Below are 17935 nucleotides of genomic sequence, written 5' to 3'. Positions count from 1 at the left end.
TCAATTCGGTGAATCCTCAGCGCACCGTTGACCGCTCACTGACCACCTTGGGCGTCAGGAAGATCAACAGCTCGGTCTTCGAGGTCGTGCGGGTCTTGTTCTTGAACAGGTTGCCCAGGAAAGGCACATCGCCCAGCAGCGGTACCTTGTTGACGGTCTCGCCCTCGTCCTGGGTGTAGATGCCGCCGATGACGACCGTACCGCCGTTCTCGACCAGCACCTGCGTCTGAACATGCTTGGTATTGATCGCATAGCCCTGGGGCGTCAAAGTACCGCGGCTGTCCTTGTTGACGTCCACGTTCAGGATGACGCTGCCTTCAGGCGTGATCTGCGGCGTGACCTCCAGCTTGAGGTTGGCCTTGCGGAACTGCACGGAGGTGGCGCCGCTCGCGGTGGCCACCTGATAGGGCAGCTCCTCGCCCTGCTCGATGAGGGCCTTGACCTGGTCGGCCGTGATGACGCGCGGGCTGGACACGACCTTGCCTTTGCCGTCGGATTCAAGCGCCGACAGCTCAAGGTTCAGGAAGCGGTTGGCGGTGGCACTGAACAGCGACAGCGCGACCTGGGTTGCCGTGCCGCCGCTGAACGCGTCGGACGACACGTTCGCCGGCAGGTTGACGAACTGGGTGTTGTTGTAGTTGGCCGTGACCCCTTGGTTGGTCTGTGAGCCGATGCCGTTGTAGTTGCCGCCAACGGTCACGTAGTTGCCGCCACCGACGCTATAGCCCGGGATGCCTCCCTGCTGCCCGCGCAGGTCGTTCGCGCCGAGCTTGACGCCCAACGAGCGGCCGAACTTGTCGTTGGCTTCGACGATGCGCGCCTCGATCAGCACCTGGCGCACCGGGATGTCGATCTTGGCAATCATGGCCTGGATCTCTTCGAGCTTGCTCGGCACGTCCGAGACGAAGAGCTGGTTGGTACGAGGCTCGAAGATGACACTGCCGCGCGTCGAAAGGATGCGGGTGCCGGTGCCACTGTTGCTGCCGCTGCTACTGCTGCTGCCACCACCGCTGGAACCGCCACTGCCGGAGGACGTGATGCCCTGACCGGTCAAGCCCCTGGCAAGGTCCTCGGCCTTCACATAGTTGAGCTGGAAGGACTGGGTTCGCAGCGGTTCGAGCTGAGCGATGGCGGCCTTGGCTTCAAGGTCCAGCCTCTCCTTGGTGGCGAGCTCTTCCTTGGGCGCGATCCACAACACGTTGCCGGACTTCCTCAGGCCCAGGCCCTTGGCCTGCATGATGATGTCCAGCGCCTGATCCCAGGGCACGTCCTTCAGGCGCAGCGTGACACTGCCGGTCACGGTGTCGCTGGTGACGACGTTGAAGTTGGTGAAGTCGGCAATGACCTGCAGCAGTGCCCGGACTTCGATGTTCTGGAAGTTCAGCGACAGCTTGTCGCCCGCGTAGCCGGGCCCCTGGGTCAGCTTGTTCGGATCGACCTTCTGCGGCCTGACTTCCAGGACGAACTGGTTGTCGCTTTGGTAGGCGCTGTGTTCCCAGCTGCCCTTGGGTTCGACCAGCATGCGCACCCGATCGCCGACCTGGCTCGTGGTGATGGTTTGCACAGGGGTGCCGAAATCGGTCACGTCGATCTTGCGACGCAGGTTCTCCGGCAGGCTGGAACGCAGGAACTCGACCACCAGGCCATGGCCCTGCTGCTGGATGTCGACGCCGACCTGGTTGCTGGGCAGGTTGACGATGACGCGGCCCGCATCGTCCGCGCCGCGACGGAAGTCGATATCGCGCAGCGGCTGAGGTGCGGCGTTCAGGCTCTGTGCGAAATGGACCGGTTCGCCGGGAGCTTGGGCCTGGGGCAAGGGCTGCGCAGGCGTCGGGTCGAGCACGATGACCAGTGCACTGCCTTCCAGCTTGGCCGTGTAGCCCGATGCATGGCGCAGGTTCAGCACGATGCGGGAGCGTTCGCCCGCCTGCGCCACATTGGCCGAGCGCAGATTTCCCTGGTTGATGTCGATCTGGTTGCGACCGACGCCGTTCGTGACGCCCGGTAGATCGATGGCGATGCGCGGCGGCGCCTGGATCGTGAAGCCGGTCGGCAGGGCCGGCAACGGCTCGCTCAGTTCGATCCGCACGACCTCCACACCCGCCTGCTGGCTGGTATTGATCGAGCGTATCTGCGTCTGTGCCCAAGCCGCCGGCGCGGCCAGCAACGTGAGTGCGAATCCCACCAACCAGCCACGGCCCATCGACTTATTCTCCTGCGGTGTCTTGTTCATCGTCCCTTCTCCTGTAGCTGGAGGGTACTGGTGCGCTCGATCCACTCGCCCGCAGCGTCCTGGACGACTTCTCGCAACGTGATCTCGGTCTCGCTGATCTTGGTGATGCGGCCGAAGTTCTGGCCGAGGTAGTCCCCGGCCTTGACTTGATACAACAGGTTGTCGACGCGCAACAGCGCGTAGCGACGGTTGTCGCGCGTCAGGCTGCCCACCATGGCCATGCCGTCCAGCGGATAGGCCTCCAGCGGCTCCTTGCGACGGCTGATTTCGGCCGTCAGCAGGGAATTCGGCTGGGCGGCTTCCTGCTTGATCGCGACGCTGAGCTTCTGCGGGCTGTAGGGATCCACGCCGGCCGCTGACTCATACGGCTGGGGCAGGAATTTCTTGGGCGGCAGCAGCGGCGTGACGGTGGTCTTGGCTTCCTTGCGCTCCTGCTCCATCCATTGGCGCAGCTCATCCATGTCGCCGCCACAACCAGCCAGCGCCAGCAGCACGGCGAGGGGCATCAGCAGACGCTTCATTTCTTGCCTCCCGCCGTCTTGGTCGCGGCCTTCTTCTGCTCGGCGACTTCGGTGGCATCCAGGTAGCGATAGGTGCGTGCCGTGGCTTCCATGCTGAGGGGACCGTTCGCGTCGCGCGGGCCGGCGGGTGCCACGACCACGAGGTTGTGCAAGGTGACGATGCGCGACAGATTCGACACGTCGGCCGCAAAGGCGCCGATGTCGTGATAGCGGCCCGACACCTTGACCGCGATCGGCAGCTCGGCGTAATAGTCCTTGATCAGCACCTGGCCGGGCCGGAACAGCTCAAACTGCAGGCCGCGCCCGACGCCCGCGCTGCTGATATCGGACAGCAGGGAATCGATTTCCGCCTTGCCGGGCAACTGCTTTTCAAGCTGGGTCACGTATTCCTCGACCTGGCTCTTCTGCTTGCGCAACTCGGGCAGGTTGACGGCCTGGCCCAGCTTGTTGTGATAGTCCTGGCGCAGCTGCGGTTCGCGGTCCCGTTCTGCCTCCAGGCCCGCCTGTACGTCGGACAGCACGAAGACATAGCCGGCGATGGCAACGGCCAGCATCACGACCAGCGAGGCTGCGAGCTTGGGCAGCAGCGGCCACTGGCCGGGCTCCTTGGGATTGAGGCCCTGGAATTGGCTCGCGACATCGGCGAACCAGGCGTTCAGGTCGAACTTGGATGTGGAGGTGGCCATGGGCGATCAGCTCTTCTTCGGCGCTGCGGCACCCGGCGCAGCCTCGCGCGGCGGGGTCTTGATCGAGACCTTCATCGAGAAGTCCAGCAGGCGCCGCTGGTCACGCGTGTTGGTCGTGACATTGGCCAGCTTGACTTCGATGAGATCCGGCTTCTCCAGCCATTCCGAGCTGCGCGACACGTTGCGCAGGAATTCGGACACGCGCTCGTTCGTCTGGGCAATGCCGCTGATGGTGACGAGCTTGGCGTCCTGCTTGATGGCCGTCAGATAGATGCCTTCGGGCGCGAGCCGGGCCAGATCATTGAGCAGTTGCACAGGCGTGTTGCGATCGGTCTGCAGGTCCTCGACGGCACGCTGGCGTGCCTTCAGCGACTCGATTTCGGCCTTCAGATCGGCGATGTCCTTGATCTGGGCCTCCAGCCGCGCAATCTCGCTCTGGATGTACTGGTTGTGCGACTGCTGCTCCGCAGTCAGGAACTGCAGCATCAAGTAGGCCGCCACCACCAGGCCGGCGCCGACCAGGCCAGCAAAGCCCAGGCCGGCGAAGAAGGCAGCCTTGCGCCGCTTGCGCCGCTCTTCGCGATACGGCAGCAGGTTGATCAGGATCACTGGAAGAACCTCCGCATCGCGAGGCCGCAGGCGGTCAGATAGGACGGCGCCTCACGACGCAGCTTGGGCTCGCGCACGGCCGAGCCCATGGCCATGTTCTCGAAGGGATTGACCACCATGCAGGCGAAGCCCGTCAGGTCCGTCACTCGCTCCTTCAGACCGGGCAGAGTGGCCGTGCCGCCGGCCAGCATCACGTAGTGCACCTTGTGATGCGGCGTGCTGGTGAAGAAATACTGCAGCGCCCGACCGATTTCCTGAGACAGGCTGTCGACGAAGGGGTTGAGCACGCTGCTCTCGTAATCCTCGGGCAGTTCGTTGGCGAGCTTCTTCTGCTCGGCCTCTTCGAAGGAGAAACCGTACTGCCTTGAGATGAGCTGTGTCAGCTGGGATCCGCCAAAAGACTGGTCCCGGTCGTAGAGCAGCTCGTCGTCGCGCAGCACCTTGAGGCTGGTGGTGTCGGCGCCGATCTCGAACAGCGCAACGAGCGCATCCTTGCCTTCATTGGGCAGGGCAGCGATCAAGCGGCCCATGGCCATGCGCGAGGCGTGGGACTCAATGTCCAGCACCACGGGACGCAGGCCTGCCGCTTCAGCTAGGCCCTGGCGGTCCTGCACGCGATCCTTGCGCGAGGCGGCGATCAGCACCTCGACATCGCCCACCGACGTGGGGCTGGGGCCGATGACGCAGAAGTCCAGGCTGACCTCGTCCAGCGAGAACGGGATGTACTGGTTGGCCTCGGCCTCGACCTGCAATTCGAGTTCTTCCTCGCGCAAGCCGGCGGGCAACATGATCTTCTTGGTGATGACGGCCGACTGCGGCATGGCCAGGGCGGCGTCGCGGGTCCTGCTGCCGCTGCGCGCAACGACACGGCGGACCGCGTCGGCTACCTCGTCGAACTTCTCGATCTGGCCGTCAGCAATCCAGCCCTTCTCGAAGGGCTCGCTGGCAAAACGCTCGAGCACGAATTCACCGCTCTTGGTCTGGCTCAGCTCCACCAGCTTGACGCTGGATGAACTGATATCCAGGCCAATCAGGGGGGGGTGCTTGCGACCCAAAAGTGCGTCAAGTATTCCCATGCCCTTTGTTCCCGACACGCGAGTTACGTATCGGACTATTAATAAGTTACTTGAATGCTAGCAGCAAAGCCGTTGACGCCGAACGGAAATTCGGCGCGAGCTGGTAACGCCACGTTGCTAAACATACACGATTCAACCAACTTGCAAGCTACTGAAAAACACATGTGAAGCGGTCGTTTGGCACACGGTTTGATGCATGCGCGGGTATACAAGGATGCCGAGGCGGCGCTTCCTATAATCCGCCGCCTCCTCCCAACGCGCCCGCGGGCGCGCCCCGCCGGCTCATGATCGACAAGCCCCGCTCTGCTGCACCCAGTCCTTCGCCCGCCGGCACACCCACCTCCCGTCCCCTCTCCGGCCTGAGCTCCCGCCTCGGTCGCTGGGCCTTGTGGGCTCTGGGCGTCGTGGCAGGCGGCATCGCGGCCGTGTGCCTGCTGCTGGCCTTGGGTCTGGCCCTGGCCTATCCCAACCTGCCCGACATCAGTGGTCTGACGGACTATCGACCCAAGCTGCCCATGCGCGTGCTGTCCACTGACGGTGTGCTGCTGGGCGAGTTTGGCGAGGAGCGCCGCAACTACCTGCCAATCCGCGAGATTCCCAAGGTCATGCAGGAGGCCGTGCTGGCTATCGAGGACGCACGCTTCTATCAGCATGGCGGCGTCGACTACCTGGGCATCATCCGCGCGGGCCTGGCCAATGTGGGCGAGTCGCGCAGCCAGGGCGCATCGACCATCACGATGCAGGTGGCGCGCAACTTCTACCTTTCCACGGAAAAGACCTTCACGCGCAAGATCTACGAGATTCTGCTGGCGCTGAAGATCGAGTCGGCGCTGTCCAAGGAAAAGATCCTCGAGATCTACATGAACCAGATCTTCCTGGGCCACCGCGCGCATGGCTTCGCGGCAGCCAGCGAGATCTACTTCGGCAAGACGTTGGACAAGCTCAGCATCGCCGAGGCTGCGATGCTGGCCGGCCTGCCCAAGGCGCCGTCGGCCTACAACCCCATCAACAACCCGCGCCGCGCGAACATCCGTCAGCAATACATCATCGAGCGGATGTATGAGACGGGCTACATCACCGAGGAGCAGCGTGATGAGGCCAAGGCCGAGAAGCTGCGCATCCGCCCGGTGCAGGAGTCGGTATCGCATGCCGAGTTCGTCGCCGAGGCGGCGCGCCAGCTGATCTTCAGCCAGTATGGCGACGAAGCCTATTCGCGAGGGCTGAACGTCTATCTGACGCTGAACAGCGCCGAGCAGAACACGGCCTACCGCGCGCTGCGCCGTGGCATCCTCGACTACGAGAAGCGCCAGGTCTACCGCGGCCCCGAGGCCTATGCCGATCTGCCGAGCGACGCCAAGGAACTGGACGCGCGCATCGCGCTGGTGCTGGCCGACCACCCTGCCAATGACGAGCTGCTTGCCGCCGTCGTGCTGGAGGCCGATCCCAAGAAGGTGACGGCGGTGCTGCAAAGCGGCGACGTGATCGCCATCATCGGCGAAGGTCTCAAGCCTGCCACCTCCGGCCTGTCCGACAAGGGCAATCCCAAGACCCGCATCCGCCGAGGCGCCGTCATCCGCGTCGTCAAGGGCGCCAAGCAGAAGGACGGCGGCGAGTGGACCGTCACCCAACTGCCCGAGGTCGAGGGCGCCTTCGTGTCCCTGGACCCGAAGACCGGCCAGGTGCACGCCATGGTCGGCGGCTTCGACTACAACAAGAACAAGTTCAACCATGTGACCCAGGCCTGGCGTCAACCGGGTTCGAGCTTCAAGCCCTTCATCTACTCGGCGGCGCTGGAGAAGGGCTTCACGCCGGCCACCATCGTCAACGATGCGCCGCTGTTCTTCGACGCTGGCACGACCGGCAGCCAGCCCTGGGAGCCCAAGAACTACGACGGCAAGTTCGAAGGCCCGATGCCGCTGCGCACGGCGCTGGCCAAATCCAAGAACATGGTCTCCATTCGCGTGCTGCACTCCATCGGCGTGCGCTACGCGCAGGACTGGATCACGCGCTTCGGCTTCGAGGCCGAGAAGCACCCTGCCTATCTGACCATGGCCCTGGGCGCCGGCTCGGTGACGCCCATGCAGATGGCCCAGGGCTATGCGGTGTTCGCCAACGGCGGCTATCGCGTCAGCCCGCAGCTCATCGCCAGGATCACCGACAACAAGGGCCGGTTGCTCTACGAAGCCCTGCCCGTCACGCTGACCGACGACACCCGCGCCATCGAGCCACGCAACGCCTTCCTGATGAGCAGCCTGCTGCAGGAGGTCACGCGCAGCGGCACCGCAGCCCGCGCCCAGGCGACGCTGAAGCGTCCCGACATCTATGGCAAGACCGGCACGACCAATGATTCGATGGATGCCTGGTTCGCCGGCTACCAGAAGGATCTCGTCGCCATCGTCTGGATTGGCTATGACCAGCCGCGCAAGCTCGGCGACCGCGAGACGGGCGGAGGCTTGAGCCTGCCGGTCTGGATCGAGTACATGGGCTTTGCGCTGAAGAACAAGCCCGTCGACGAAATCACGCCGCCGGAAGGCATCGTCAACGTCAATGGCGAGTGGTTCTACGAGGAATACACAACCGGCAACGGCGTGCGTGAACTGTCCAGCGAACCCGCGGCGGTACCTGGCGCGGCGACCGAGGACGAGAAGAAGTCCATCCTGGACCTCTTCAAGAGATAGCGGCTCAGGTGCTGAACGCCAGCGCCTGGCCTGCCTGCTCGCTTGCGCAGCGCGACAGGCGCGCGAGGAATTCCTGGTCTTCGCGGTCCACCCATTGCGAGCCGTCCCACTTGAAGTGATAGCCGCCCGAGCGCGCCGCAAGCCAGATCTCCTGCAGCGGGGGCTGGGTGTTCAGCACGATCTTGCTGCCTCCGGGCATGCTCAGCTCCAGCAGGCCACCGGTGCGATGGGTGTCGATGTCCACCACGTCGGCCTCGAGCCAGGCATCGATCTGCTCCTCGATGCGAGCGAGCAGGGCGTGGGCCTTGGCGTGGTAATCGGCGTCGGACAGGGGCATAAACTGGGCGGATGAAGAAGACTGCCGCCAGTTTAGGTGTCCTGCTGATCACCCTTACCGCCCTCATGGGTTGTGGGCAGAAGGGGCCGCTGACCCTGCCCAAGCCGGCCGGCGCGGCCTCTGCTCCGGCGTCTGGCCCTGCGCGCTAGTCCCGGCCTTCTTCCACCGCGTGGCAGGCCACGCGCACACCCTTGATCTCCAGCAGCGCCGGCCGCTCGGCCTTGCAGCGCACATTGGCCAGCGGGCAGCGTGGGTGGAAACTGCAGCCGCTCGGCGGATTCAGCGGGTTGGGCACCTCGCCCCGCACCGGCGTGCGGGCGCGGCCGCTCATGTGGATGTCGGGGATCGCATCCAGCAGCATGCGTGTGTAAGGGTGCAGCGGGCGCGCGAACAGCAGGGCCTTGTCGGCCACCTCGACGAGGCGGCCGAGATACATGACGCCGACCTGGTCGGCCACATGGCGCACGACGGCCAGGTTGTGCGAGATGAAGAGGTAGGTCAGGCCGCGTTCGCGCTGAAGATCCTTCATGATGTTGAGGACCTGAGCCTGCACAGACACGTCCAGCGCAGAAGTCGGCTCATCGCAGACAAGGAATTCCGGTTGCGTCGCGAGCGCACGGGCGATGGAGATGCGCTGACGCTGGCCGCCAGAGAACTGGTGCGGGAATTTCTCGGCATCGGCCGGATTCAAGCCAACCGAGCTGAGCAGCTCACCGACGCGCTGCCTGGCCTCCGCGTCGCCCGGGATCAGGCCGTGCTCGCGCAGTGGCTCGGCGACGATATCCAGCACCTTCCAGCGCGGGTTCAGCGACGCATAGGGATCCTGGAAGATCATCTGCATGCGCCGGCGCAGCTTCAGGGCACCGGCACCGGCCAGCGTCTTGGCGATGTCCTCGCCGTCGAAGCTGACCGCGCCGCGCGTCGTCGCGTACAGCCCAACCAGCAGGCGTGCGACCGTGCTCTTGCCGCAGCCACTCTCGCCGACGAGAGCCAGCGTCTTGCCGCGCTCGATGCTGAAGGACACGCCGTCCACCGCATGCACAAAAGCCCTGGGCTTGCGCTCGACGACGCGGTTCAGCCAGGGGGGTGAAACGTCAAAGATCTTGGCAAGGTCCCGTACCTCGACGAGGGGCGTGCTCATCGCGGCACCTCCACGGTGACAGGCCGCCAGCATGCCGCAGTCGTCGCGCCAACCTGGACCAGTTCGGGCCGCTCGGCACGGCAACGCTCGACAACGCGAGGGCAGCGCGGGTTGAAGGCGCATCCCGGTGGGATCGCAGTGAGGCGCGGCATCGAGCCATCGATCTGCAGCAGGCGTTCGCGATCCTCGTCCATCGCCGGGATGGACCCCATCAGCCCGACGGTATAGGGGTGGGCCGGGTGGTGGATGACGTCGGCCACCGGGCCGATCTCGGCGATGCGGCCGGCGTACATGACGGCGACGCGGTCGCAGGTTTCGGCGATGACACCCATGTCGTGGGTGACCAGCATGACGGCCGCGCCCTGCTCGCGGCAGACCTTCCTCAGCAGCGCAATGATCTGCGCCTGGATTGAGACGTCCAGCGCCGTGGTCGGCTCGTCGGCGACGATGAGCTTGGGGTTGGCCGCCAGGGCCAGCGCGATGACGACACGCTGGCGCATGCCGCCCGAGAACTGATGCGGGAAATGATCGACCCGAGCCTCCGGCGCCGGAATGCCTGTGGACGCCAGCAGTTCGACGGCCCGGGCCCGGGCCTGGGCGGCGCTCAAATCAAGGTGGGTCGTGATCGTCTCGGTGAGTTGCCGGCCAACTGTGTAGAGCGGATTCAGCGACGTCAGCGGATCCTGGAAGACAGCGCCGATCTCCTTGCCGCGGATACGGCGCATCTGCTCGTAAGGCAGGTTGTCGATGCGCCGGCCCGCCAACCTGATCTCGCCGGCGGCGATGCGGCCCGGCGGGTCCAGCAGGCCAATGATGGCCGCACCGGTCAGCGACTTGCCGGCGCCGGATTCGCCGACGACGCCAAGGATCTCACCGGGAGCGATCGAGAAAGAGATGTCGTCCAGCGCCAACAACGTGCCGCGGCGGGTCGGGAACTCCACCCGCAGGTGGCTGACTTCAAGCAAAGGGACAGTCATCGCAGACGGGGGTTGAGCGCGTCACGCAGCCAGTCGCCCAGCAGGTTCACACTGAGCGTGATCAGCACCAGCGTCAGGCTGGGCCAGGCGGTGATCCACCATTCGCCCGAGAACAGGTAGTCATTGCCGTTGCGGATCAGCGTGCCCAGGGACGGGCTGGTCGCCGGCACGCCGACGCCGAGAAAGGACAAGGTCGCCTCGGTAATGATGGCCGACGCGATCTGGATGGTGGCCAACACCAGCACCGGCCCGAGCACATTGGGCAGCACATGGCGGCGCATGATGCGCAGTGAGCCGACGCCGATGACGCGGGCGGCCTGCACGTACTCCTTGTTGCGCTCCACCAGCGTCGAGCCGCGCACGGTGCGTGCGTACTGCACCCAGCCCGTCAGCGCAATCGCCAGCACGAGGACGACGAAGGCCAGCATGTCGGGAGCGTGCGGGAAGAGGCTGCGGCCGACGCCGCTGATCATCAGCGCGACGAGGATGGACGGGAAGGACAGCATCACATCGCAGATGCGCATGATGAAGGCGTCCGTGCGGCCGCCAACGAAGCCCGCCAGCAGGCCCAGGCTGACGCCGATCAGGATGGACAGCAGCACCGAGGCGATGCCGACGAGCAGCGAGATGCGCGCGCCGTACATCAGCGCGGACAGAATGTCGCGGCCCTGGCCGTCCGTGCCGAGCCGATACCTGGCTTCGCCGCCATCGACCCAGGCCGGAGGCTTGAGCGAGTCCATCAGTTCCAGCGTCGCCAGGTCGAAAGGGTTGTGCGGCGCCACAAGCTCCGCAAACAGCGCGCAGACAAGGCAGACCAGCGCAATGGCAGCGGCCAGCATCGCGACCGGCGAGTTTCGGAAGGAATGCCAGACGTCGCCGTCGAAGAAGCCGCGCAGCGCGGATGCCGACGGGGTGGAGTTGGGATTGGCGTCGACTGCCATGGTCAATGTGCTTTGCCCTCAACGCGCAGGCGCGGATCGACGGCGAAATAGAGGAGGTCAACGCCCAGATTGATGACGACGAAGATCAGCGAGATCAGGCAGAGATAGGCGGCCATCACGGGGATGTCGGCGAACTGCACGGCCTGGATGAAGAGCAGGCCCATGCCGGGCCACTGGAAGACCTGCTCGGTGATGATGGCAAAGGCAATCAATGAGCCGAGTTGCAGGCCGGTGATCGTGATGACGGGCACCAGCGTGTTCTTCAATGCATGGCCGAAGTAGACGCTGCGGTCCGTCAGGCCGCGGGCGCGGGCAAAGCGGATGTAGTCGGTGCGCAGCACCTCCAACATCTCGGCGCGCACGAGCCGCATGATCAGCGTCAGTTGGAAGGCCGACAGCGTGAAGGCCGGCAAGACGAGGTGCAGCAGGCCGTCGCGCGTCAGCAGGCCCGAGGTCCACGCTCCCAGGGCAACGACTTCGCCGCGGCCGAAGCTCGGCAGCCATTTGAGTTCGACCGCGAAGATCCAGATCAGCACGATGCCGATGACGAAATTGGGCAGGCTGACACCGAACAGCGTGCCCGTCATCAGCAGTTGCGCGCTTGCCTTGCCGCGGCGCAGCGCCGCATAGACGCCCAGCGGAATGCCCAGGCCGAGCGCAATCAGGCCGGCGACGAGAGCGAGCTCCAGCGTCGCCGGGAAGCGTTCGACGATGAGGCTTGAAACCTTGCGGCCCTGGCGCAGGCTGATGCCGAATTCGCCCTGGGCCGCGTTGACCGCGAAGCGCGCGAATTGCACGGGAAAGGGCTGATCCAGGCCCAGATCCTTGCGCAAGGCGATGCGCTGCTCCTCGGTCGCATCCTGGCCCAGCAGATTCGTGACCGGGTCGCCCACGTACTGAAACAGCATGAAGGCGATGAAGGCGACCGTCAGCATGACGACGAGAGCCTGGACAAGGCGGCGAAGGATGAAGACCAGCATGAAGACTTTGAAGCGAGCGCGTCTTTGCGCGGCGCGAAGGCGGGATCATGGCGAAGTGCGGGGGCCGGGGCTTCCCGGGAAAGCCCTAGCTCCGCGAGCCTGAGCCGCCAATGAAAACGGGCCGCTTTCGCGGCCCGTCGAGACGCCTCGCGAGGCCGAAGCCCCGCATCGGCATCAGAAGCGGTGACGCAGACCGACCATCGCGCCGCCACGCTTGCCAGCGCCGTTCAGGAACAGCACCTCGCCCTTGAGCTTGGTGTAGTCCATTTCCAGGTAGGCGTCGGTGCGCTTGGAGAACGCGTAGTCGAGGACGACGGCGAAGAAGTTAGCCTTGGACTTGGTGTTGGCGTTCGTCGAGAAACCGCCAGGCGCCGCTGCAAAGGCCGCACTGAACGGGCCCAGGTTCTGGACCGTGCCGTAGTGCGTTTGTTCGGTCAACCAGGCATTGGCGCCGATGTTCAGCTGAGGCGTCAACTGATAGGTCGCGCCGAACATGATCATGGTGCGCTTCTTGATGTCAGCCGCATCGCCATTGAAGATGTTCGCGCCCAAGATACCGCCGGTATAGGCTGTACGCGTCGCCAGGGCGATATTGGCCGGGCCGCCGGCGGCGGTCGAGGCCGCGAAAGCTGCGGGGCTGCTCAGGCTCAACAGCGTGAAGGGGTTTTCGAACTTGTTCTCGCCCCACGACGCATGCACGTAGAGCGGGCCATTCGTGTACGAGCCGCCGAGGACGGTCGCCTTGATCTTCTTGCCGGTCTGCTCGGTCGCTTGCAGATATGCGGCGCCCGCGCCGAACTTACCGTCGTTGTAGCGAACCAAGCCGCCGACGGTCTTGTTCGGGAAAGCCGCGGCAGCGCCCGATTGACCTTCACCGGCGCTCACCTGGACTTCGGCATAGAAGCTGCCAAACTGGGCCAGGTACTTGACCATGTTGTCCTGACGCGCGGCCATGGACATGCCGATTTCGGGCTTGTACGCCTCGATATACGGCGAGTAGCGGAAGGATGCGAAGGTCGAGGTGTAGACGTCGAACAGGATGTTGTATTGACGGCCGAGGCGGATCTGGCCCAGGTCACTGGACTGCAGGCCAACCCAGGCTTGACGCCAGAAATCGGTTCCCGAGGACGCCGCGCCGGTGTCCGAATTCAGGCGATGCTCCATGTTCACCAGAGCCTTGAGACCGCCGCCCATGTCTTCCACGACATTCACGCCCAGACGGCTTTGCGACATGCCGCCAGGGATCAACTGCTTTGGTGCAGCTCCAGGATTGACGTTGGTGGTGTAACGCGCGGCAGCGTCCACGATGCCGTACAGGGTCACGGTGGACTGGGCCCAAGCGGAAGAGGTGCAAGCGGCCAGAGCGGCAACTGCCAGAGTGGCTTTTTTCATCAAGGTTGTCTCCTGCGAAGAAAAGTGAACTTTTTGATTCTCAGTGATGCGCCCTGCCATAACGCGAGCTCTGTTGTTGATTTCCCACAGCAATTCCCCTGTCCCGCATGGGACAAAAGAAAAGCCGCCCGAAGGCGGCTTGGCTGATTTCGCTGCGGCCGAGAGGCCGCTCGACATCAGAAGCTGTGACGAACGCCGACGTCGTAGCCGGTGGACTTCAGGCCGTTGGAGGTCGCTGCAGGAGCGCCGCCGACGGCGAAGCGCGCAGCGCCGCTGTTCTTCAGCTGCGAGAACGTCGTGTACAGCGCGGTACGCTTGGACAGGTTGTAGATGTAGCCAGCCGCGAACAGCTTCGCATCGCCGATGGCGGTGTAGCCCGCGACGGCCGTCTCGGCGCCAGCATTGGCCTTGGCGTCCGTGAACGAGGCCCACAGTTGACCCTGGCCAAGCGGTGCCGTCACGGCAGCCGTCAGGATCTGCTGCTTGCGCGACAGGTACTTGGACTCCGTGTAGGACAGCGACGGGCGAATCACGCCGAAGTCGTAGGCTGCACCGATCGAGGTCAGCTTGAACTTGCTGCTGTCACCCGCGTTGGACGTGCTGGCATAGGCGCCCGACACGTGCAGGGGACCCTGCTTATAGCCCAGACGAACGGACTGGCCCTTGTTCGTGTCCACGCCTTCACCAGCCGAGATGTCCACACCGCCGTAGAAGCCGCCGAGATTGGCCGGCAGGGAATACGAGACGAGGTTGTCAGCACGGCCGAAAGACGTACCGTTGCCGCTGCCCAGGTTGCTGTACAGCACGCTGACGCTGCCCAGGCCGGTGAATGCGGACGGGTCGAAGTCTTCGACGTGCAGGCGCGAGACGGTCTTGTTGCGGCCGAGGCGCACTTCACCGAAGTCGCCGCTCAGGCTGACCGTGGCGCGGCGACCCCAGAAGGCGCTACCGCCACCAGCGACACCGGTGTCGGTGTCGACTTGGGATTCCAGCCAGAAGCCAGCCTTCAGGCCGCCGCCCAGATCTTCGGTGCCACGCACGCCGAAACGGCTGGTGTTCAGACCGCTGGAGTCCAACTTCTTCACCGTGAGACCGCCGGTCTTGACGTACTTCAGGTCGGCATCAATGACGCCAAACAGAGTGACGGACGATTGCGCGACGGCAGCGCCGCCGGTCAGACCGAGGACGGCCAAGGCAATCAGAGCTTTCTTCATTCGATACTCCTAGGTATTCATCCGAGTCGCCGAGCGAACAGGCCACAGCGACTTACCTCCTATGAGGAAGTGCGCGTATTCCACTACAGGTTTGAGATGCTGGGGAATTCACGGATATGAAATTATGTGTTGTCGTTGCCGATCCACAACGCCGCCCCAGATTCACCATTTCTTCATCGAAACATTGCTTAACTGAATGCAACCTCGAGCAAGCAATTCACATCGTCGTGATCTGGACTTTCGGGACAGGTTGATCAGCGCGCTCGACGCCGGGCTTCGCACCGTGTTCGTGCCCACCCGCGCCACCCGCCAGTCGCCGTCGGCGGCCCAGTCGCCGGTCGAGTTGGATGCGGCAGACCAGCAGCACGCGGCAGCGCTGATGCGCGTCAATCACGTCGGTGAAATCTGCGCCCAGGCGCTTTACCAGTCACAGGCGCTGTTCAGCCGCAACGAGCAGCTGCGGCGGCACTTCGAACAAGCCGCCCAGGAAGAACTGGATCACCTCGCCTGGACGGCCGACCGGATCGCCGAACTGGATGGCCATACCAGCCACCTCGCGCCGCTCTGGTGGGCCGGTGCCTTCGCCTGGGGCAGCCTGGCTGGGCTGGCCGGCGATCAATGGAGCCTTGGCTTCGTCGTCGAAACGGAGCGCCAGGTCGAAGCCCACTTGGCCTCGCATCTTCAACGCCTGCCTGAGGCCGACGCGCCATCCCGCGCCATCGTCGACCAAATGCGGCGCGAGGAAGCCGAGCATGCCGACGCGGCCGTTGCCGCCGGCGCGCGGCCATTGCCCGCGCCCATTGCGGAGCTGATGCGCGCGGCAGCCAAGGTCATGACGACCGTGGCTCACCACATCTGATCAGACCTGGCTCAAACTTCAGTGACCTCGAAAGAGGTACTGATGGCCGAGGTCTTGGCCAGCATGGCTGTCGCCGAACAGTATTTCTCGTGCGACAGCGCCACTGCGCGCTCGACGATCTCAGGCTTCAGCCCCTTGCCGCTGACGATGAAGTGAAAGTGGATGGCTGTGAAGACCTTGGGATCGCTGGTGGCGCGCTCGGCCTTCAGCGTCACCTTGCAGCCACGCACATCATGGCGGCCGCGTTTGAGGATGAGCACCACGTCATAGGCCGTGCAGCCGCCCGTACCCGCCAGCACGGTTTCCATGGGCCGCGGCGCCAGGTTGCGCCCGCCACCGTCCGGCGCGCCGTCCATGCTCAGCACATGGCCGCTGCCGGTCTCGGCCACGAAGCTCATGCCACTCGGGCCCTCAGGACCCAGCCAACTGACGGTGCATTCCATGGTCATCTAGAGTCAAAGCTCCAATTCGTTCACGAAAAATATTGCAGCGCAGCATAACTCGGCGCTAAACTGCCACTCAAGCGAAAACGTTTTCGCACCGATTGTCTCCTCCACCGCCTCCATGGTGGATTCAACCCGAGCTTGCAAAAGCTCGGGTTTTTTTTCGCCGAAGGCAGGCAAGCGGCGCCCCATGAGGGTCTCCCCTATCATGCGGCGCCGCAACAAGACACCATGGAGAGACGATGAGCGCCCCCTCGCGCCGACGCCAGCCCCCCGCCAAGGCGCCGTCCAGCACGTCATCTCAGGTGCCCGCGATGCTGCCGCCCGGCAGCAGCTATCTGCAGCGAATCCTGAACGCCCGGGTCTACGAAGTCGCCCGCGAGACCCATCTCCACGCCGCCGCCAAGCTATCCAAGCGCCTGTCCAACAAGGTCTGGCTCAAGCGCGAGGACGAGCAGGACGTCTTCAGCTTCAAGCTGCGCGGCGCCTATAACAAGATGGCGCATCTGTCGGCCGAGCAACGCGCGGCCGGCGTCATCTGCGCTTCGGCAGGCAACCACGCCCAGGGCGTGGCGCTGTCGGCGAAAAAGCTCGGCTGCCGCGCCGTCATCGTGATGCCGGTGACCACGCCCCAGGTCAAGGTCGAGGCGGTGCGCGGCCACGGCGGCGAAGTCGTGCTGTTCGGCGAGAGCTTCACCGACGCCTATGGTCACGCCAAGGAACTGGAGAGCGCGCAAGGCCTGACCTTCGTCCACCCCTTTGACGACCCCGACGTCATCGCCGGCCAGGGCACCATCGCCATGGAGCTGCTGCGCCAGCATCCCGGCCCCATCGACGCGATCTTCGTCGCCATCGGCGGCGGCGGCCTCATCTCCGGCGTTGCTGCCTACGTCAAGGCGCTGCGCCCGGAGATCAAGATCATCGGTGTGCAGACCACCGACTCTGACGCCATGCTGCGCTCGGTGAAGGCAGGCAAGCGCGTGACGCTCAGCGACGTCGGCCTGTTCGCCGACGGCACCGCCGTCAAGCTGGTGGGCGAGGAAACCTTCCGCATCGCCCGCGAACTGGTTGACGACTACATCGTCGTCGACACCGACGCCGTTTGCGCGGCCATCAAGGATGTCTTCGAGGACACGCGTTCCATTCTTGAGCCCTCAGGGGCGATGAGCGTCGCCGCCGTCAAGCAATACGCCGCGACGACTGGCGCCAAGGGCGAAACGCTGGTCGCCATCACCTGCGGCGCCAACATGAACTTCGACCGCCTGCGCTTCGTCGCCGAGCGGGCCGAGGTCGGCGAGCACCGCGAGGCGTTGTTTGCCGTCACCATCCCCGAGGCGCGCGGCAGCTTCAAGCGCTTCTGCGAGTTGCTCGGCCCGCGCAGCGTCACCGAGTTCAACTACCGCATCGCTGGCGCGGACGTCGCCCATATCTTCGTCGGCATCGCCATCTCCAAGCCCGACGACGCTGCCAAGCTGGCCCGCACCTTCAGCAAGGCCGGCTTCGAGACGCTGGACCTGACCAACGACGAACTCGCGAAGCAGCACATCCGCCACATGGTGGGTGGGCGCAGCGAACTGGCACGCGACGAGCGCCTCTATCGCTTCGTCTTTCCAGAACGGCCGGGCGCGCTGATGCGCTTCCTGTCCAGCATGCACCCCGACTGGAACATCAGCCTTTTCCACTACCGCAACCAGGGTGCGGATTACGGCCGCATCCTTGTCGGCATCCAGGTTCCCAGGGGCGATGCGGCGGCTTTGCGAGAGTTCCTCAACGGCTTGAACTACCCCTTCGAAGACGAAACCTCCAATCCGGTCTATCGCTTGTTCCTCGGTTGAGTTGAAATGCGGG

General features: G+C 64.5%; 18 protein-coding genes. 4 read left to right on the top strand and 14 right to left on the bottom strand.

What is annotated here, in order from left to right; genetic code table 11:
• Nucleotides 1-16: 16 nt before the first annotated feature.
• Genes pilQ through ASC91_RS24260 form a run of 5 tightly spaced genes read right to left on the bottom strand, consistent with a single transcriptional unit; the run spans nt 17 to nt 5125 of the window.
• Nucleotides 17-2233, bottom strand: coding sequence for a type IV pilus secretin PilQ (gene pilQ, locus ASC91_RS24280; RefSeq protein ID WP_394326337.1), 2217 nt, complete (start codon nt 2231-2233; stop codon nt 17-19).
• Nucleotides 2230-2754, bottom strand: a complete 525-nt coding sequence (locus ASC91_RS24275) for a pilus assembly protein PilP (protein WP_056203292.1) — start codon at nt 2752-2754, stop codon at nt 2230-2232. The genes pilQ and ASC91_RS24275 overlap by 4 nt, the downstream gene beginning before the upstream one ends.
• On the bottom strand, nt 2751-3440 hold the full coding sequence (locus ASC91_RS24270) for a type 4a pilus biogenesis protein PilO (protein WP_056203289.1): 690 nt from the start codon (nt 3438-3440) through the stop codon (nt 2751-2753). The genes ASC91_RS24275 and ASC91_RS24270 overlap by 4 nt, the downstream gene beginning before the upstream one ends.
• A gap of 6 nt (nt 3441-3446) precedes the next feature.
• Entirely contained in the window at nt 3447-4049 is a 603-nt protein-coding gene (locus tag ASC91_RS24265) for a PilN domain-containing protein (RefSeq protein WP_056203287.1), read from the bottom strand.
• Nucleotides 4046-5125: a pilus assembly protein PilM gene (locus tag ASC91_RS24260; RefSeq protein WP_056203284.1), complete on the bottom strand. Its 1080-nt coding sequence runs from the start codon at nt 5123-5125 to the stop codon at nt 4046-4048. The genes ASC91_RS24265 and ASC91_RS24260 overlap by 4 nt, the downstream gene beginning before the upstream one ends.
• A 284-nt stretch (nt 5126-5409) precedes the next feature.
• Here ASC91_RS24260 and ASC91_RS24255 point away from each other — a divergent pair, with 284 nt between their 5' ends.
• A complete protein-coding gene (locus ASC91_RS24255) occupies nt 5410-7803 on the top strand; it encodes a penicillin-binding protein 1A (RefSeq protein ID WP_082532974.1) in 2394 nt (797 codons plus the stop codon).
• 4 nt (nt 7804-7807) lie between these two features.
• Here ASC91_RS24255 and cyaY read toward each other — a convergent pair whose 3' ends face one another.
• Nucleotides 7808-8140, bottom strand: a complete 333-nt coding sequence (cyaY, locus tag ASC91_RS24250; protein WP_082532973.1) for an iron donor protein CyaY — start codon at nt 8138-8140, stop codon at nt 7808-7810.
• Between the two features lie 11 nt (nt 8141-8151).
• On the opposite strand from cyaY, the gene ASC91_RS30970 reads away from it, so the two are divergent.
• Nucleotides 8152-8289 carry a lipoprotein gene (locus ASC91_RS30970; protein ID WP_082532972.1) on the top strand — a complete coding sequence of 46 codons (138 nt, stop codon included), beginning with the start codon at nt 8152-8154 and terminating at the stop codon, nt 8287-8289.
• Here the strand turns inward: ASC91_RS30970 and ASC91_RS24245 are convergent.
• From ASC91_RS24245 to ASC91_RS24220, 6 genes are all read right to left on the bottom strand, one after another.
• Complete coding sequence (locus ASC91_RS24245) at nt 8286-9281, bottom strand: ABC transporter ATP-binding protein (protein ID WP_056203279.1); 996 nt, start codon at nt 9279-9281, stop codon at nt 8286-8288. The two genes, ASC91_RS30970 and ASC91_RS24245, sit on opposite strands and share 4 nt — an antisense overlap.
• The gene (locus tag ASC91_RS24240; protein ID WP_056203276.1) at nt 9278-10258 is read right to left on the bottom strand and encodes an ABC transporter ATP-binding protein; all 981 of its coding nucleotides are present in this window, start codon (nt 10256-10258) and stop codon (nt 9278-9280) included. The genes ASC91_RS24245 and ASC91_RS24240 overlap by 4 nt, the downstream gene beginning before the upstream one ends.
• Nucleotides 10255-11199: an ABC transporter permease gene (locus ASC91_RS24235; RefSeq protein WP_056203273.1), complete on the bottom strand. Its 945-nt coding sequence runs from the start codon at nt 11197-11199 to the stop codon at nt 10255-10257. Before ASC91_RS24235 ends, ASC91_RS24240 begins: the two co-directional genes overlap by 4 nt.
• A gap of 2 nt (nt 11200-11201) precedes the next feature.
• The gene (locus ASC91_RS24230; protein ID WP_056203270.1) at nt 11202-12179 is read right to left on the bottom strand and encodes an ABC transporter permease; all 978 of its coding nucleotides are present in this window, start codon (nt 12177-12179) and stop codon (nt 11202-11204) included.
• Between the two features lie 174 nt (nt 12180-12353).
• Nucleotides 12354-13748 (bottom strand): porin, encoded by a 1395-nt coding sequence (locus ASC91_RS24225; protein ID WP_235532085.1) that lies wholly within the window; start codon nt 13746-13748, stop codon nt 12354-12356.
• A complete protein-coding gene (locus tag ASC91_RS24220; RefSeq protein ID WP_056203264.1) occupies nt 13748-14785 on the bottom strand; it encodes a porin in 1038 nt (345 codons plus the stop codon). The genes ASC91_RS24225 and ASC91_RS24220 overlap by 1 nt, the downstream gene beginning before the upstream one ends.
• Nucleotides 14786-14981: 196 nt before the next feature.
• Between ASC91_RS24220 and coq7 the strand changes: the two genes are divergently transcribed.
• On the top strand, nt 14982-15644 hold the full coding sequence (coq7, locus tag ASC91_RS24215; RefSeq protein WP_056203261.1) for a 2-polyprenyl-3-methyl-6-methoxy-1,4-benzoquinone monooxygenase: 663 nt from the start codon (nt 14982-14984) through the stop codon (nt 15642-15644).
• 11 nt (nt 15645-15655) lie between these two features.
• Here the strand turns inward: coq7 and ASC91_RS24210 are convergent, their stop codons facing one another.
• Both ASC91_RS24210 and ASC91_RS24205 read right to left on the bottom strand, forming a co-directional pair.
• Complete coding sequence (locus ASC91_RS24210) at nt 15656-16087, bottom strand: OsmC family protein (protein ID WP_056203625.1); 432 nt, start codon at nt 16085-16087, stop codon at nt 15656-15658.
• Between the two features lie 12 nt (nt 16088-16099).
• Nucleotides 16100-16279 carry a hypothetical protein gene (locus ASC91_RS24205; RefSeq protein WP_157282028.1) on the bottom strand — a complete coding sequence of 60 codons (180 nt, stop codon included), beginning with the start codon at nt 16277-16279 and terminating at the stop codon, nt 16100-16102.
• A gap of 122 nt (nt 16280-16401) precedes the next feature.
• On the opposite strand from ASC91_RS24205, the gene ilvA reads away from it, so the two are divergent.
• Nucleotides 16402-17922, top strand: a complete 1521-nt coding sequence (gene ilvA / locus ASC91_RS24200) for a threonine ammonia-lyase, biosynthetic (RefSeq protein WP_157282065.1) — start codon at nt 16402-16404, stop codon at nt 17920-17922.
• The last annotated feature ends 13 nt before the right edge of the window (nt 17923-17935 follow it).

It is taken from the genome of Pelomonas sp. Root1237 (genome assembly GCF_001425055.1).
In the GTDB taxonomy this organism is placed as follows: Bacteria; Pseudomonadota; Gammaproteobacteria; order Burkholderiales; family Burkholderiaceae_C; genus Pelomonas.
Note: the sequence above shows the minus strand (reverse complement) of the source record. Positions and strands in the feature narration are given on the sequence as shown.

Coding starts and splice junctions, on each gene's coding strand:
- pilQ (WP_394326337.1), bottom strand. CDS start 2,233: ATGAACAAGACACCGCAGGAGAATAAGTCGATGGGCCGTGGCTGGTTG.
- ASC91_RS24275 (WP_056203292.1), bottom strand. CDS start 2,754: ATGAAGCGTCTGCTGATGCCCCTCGCCGTGCTGCTGGCGCTGGCTGGT.
- ASC91_RS24270 (WP_056203289.1), bottom strand. CDS start 3,440: ATGGCCACCTCCACATCCAAGTTCGACCTGAACGCCTGGTTCGCCGAT.
- ASC91_RS24260 (WP_056203284.1), bottom strand. CDS start 5,125: ATGGGAATACTTGACGCACTTTTGGGTCGCAAGCACCCCCCCCTGATT.
- ASC91_RS24255 (WP_082532974.1), top strand. CDS start 5,410: ATGATCGACAAGCCCCGCTCTGCTGCACCCAGTCCTTCGCCCGCCGGC.
- cyaY (WP_082532973.1), bottom strand. CDS start 8,140: ATGCCCCTGTCCGACGCCGATTACCACGCCAAGGCCCACGCCCTGCTC.
- ASC91_RS30970 (WP_082532972.1), top strand. CDS start 8,152: ATGAAGAAGACTGCCGCCAGTTTAGGTGTCCTGCTGATCACCCTTACC.
- ASC91_RS24245 (WP_056203279.1), bottom strand. CDS start 9,281: ATGAGCACGCCCCTCGTCGAGGTACGGGACCTTGCCAAGATCTTTGAC.
- ASC91_RS24240 (WP_056203276.1), bottom strand. CDS start 10,258: ATGACTGTCCCTTTGCTTGAAGTCAGCCACCTGCGGGTGGAGTTCCCG.
- ASC91_RS24235 (WP_056203273.1), bottom strand. CDS start 11,199: ATGGCAGTCGACGCCAATCCCAACTCCACCCCGTCGGCATCCGCGCTG.
- ASC91_RS24230 (WP_056203270.1), bottom strand. CDS start 12,179: ATGCTGGTCTTCATCCTTCGCCGCCTTGTCCAGGCTCTCGTCGTCATG.
- ASC91_RS24225 (WP_235532085.1), bottom strand. CDS start 13,748: ATGTCGAGCGGCCTCTCGGCCGCAGCGAAATCAGCCAAGCCGCCTTCG.
- ASC91_RS24220 (WP_056203264.1), bottom strand. CDS start 14,785: ATGAAGAAAGCTCTGATTGCCTTGGCCGTCCTCGGTCTGACCGGCGGC.
- coq7 (WP_056203261.1), top strand. CDS start 14,982: ATGCAACCTCGAGCAAGCAATTCACATCGTCGTGATCTGGACTTTCGG.
- ASC91_RS24210 (WP_056203625.1), bottom strand. CDS start 16,087: ATGGAATGCACCGTCAGTTGGCTGGGTCCTGAGGGCCCGAGTGGCATG.
- ASC91_RS24205 (WP_157282028.1), bottom strand. CDS start 16,279: ATGGGGCGCCGCTTGCCTGCCTTCGGCGAAAAAAAACCCGAGCTTTTG.
- ilvA (WP_157282065.1), top strand. CDS start 16,402: ATGCTGCCGCCCGGCAGCAGCTATCTGCAGCGAATCCTGAACGCCCGG.